Annotated in this window: 1 protein-coding gene and 1 pseudogene; both read right to left on the bottom strand. The window is 43.0% G+C overall.

The annotated features are described in order from the left end of the window. A partial coding sequence (locus R7Z50_RS24865) for a CpaF family protein (protein WP_318149398.1) occupies positions 1-807 on the bottom strand: 807 nt, incomplete at its 3' end. After that, positions 804-1,050, bottom strand: a pseudogene (locus R7Z50_RS24860) (type II secretion protein); the annotation flags it as partial. The pseudogene R7Z50_RS24860 and the gene R7Z50_RS24865, both read right to left, overlap by 4 nt.

Here is a 1,050-nt window from a genome sequence, read left to right as displayed (position 1 = left end):
ACGAAGGGCGTTAATCACCAAATCTCGGGCGGTAATTTCACCAGTACCTTCGACGCTTGCTTGGCGCGTTTCCAAACGCACAATGTGCGGCTGCTGCAACTGAAGTTCGGCAGCATCTTCAATGGTGACAATACGTTCACCACTGCCGATAAAGCCTGACAAAGCGTTCAGTAGTGTTGTCTTACCAGAACCAGTACCACCGGAAATAAGAATGTTGCACTTGCAGTGGCTCGCAATGGAAAGTAGCTTCGCCATTTCAACGGACAGCGCGCCAAACTGAACCAAGTTTTCCAACTTGATTTTTTGCTCTTTAAACTTACGAATTGAGATTGAAGTACCATCAATCGCAAGAGGTGGTATTACGATGTTTACACGACTACCATCTTCTAAACGCGCATCACAGAGCGGTTTCGATTCATCAATTCGACGCCCTACATTGGATGCAATGCGCTTGGCGATAGTATTGAGCTGCTTTTCATTGACGAACTGGATTGGCGACTTCTCTACCTTGCCGTTGATTTCGATGAAAATATCTGACGGGCCATTGATCATAATGTCGGAGATATCATCGTTATCAACCAACGCCTGAAGCGGTCCTAAACCTTTAAGTTCATCCAGTAGTGCTTTGACGAGATCTAAACGCTTCAAACTGCTGATTTGCAGTTGCTTTTTCTCGATAAGAATATTGACGGAATCTTTTAGTTGGCTTTCAAGCTCCAATGGCTCGACATCGACTAAAGAAGCGGCATCAAGCGCGTCAAAGATTTCGTCTCTTATGTCAATATAAACTTCTTTTAGGTGATTCATTTCTTAAACCACGCGAACTTTTTCTGAACTTTGACTTTTTTACCAGTCAGCGAATTCACCATATTTGCAATAGCTGGGGTGAACTTAATTTTCGCCGTATTGTGAATGCCCTGTTGGATGATCAACTTTTCCAAATTGGCTTCATAAACGAAATCAATGGTGTCTTTCGCTTTAATTTTTTCTTTGGCGCCTTGGAGAGGCATCATGTAATCCTTCTGCGATCGAGTCATAGAAAAAATGATT

The sequence above is a fragment of the Vibrio sp. 1249-1 genome, assembly GCF_033340495.1.
Note: the sequence above shows the minus strand (reverse complement) of the source record. Positions and strands in the feature narration are given on the sequence as shown.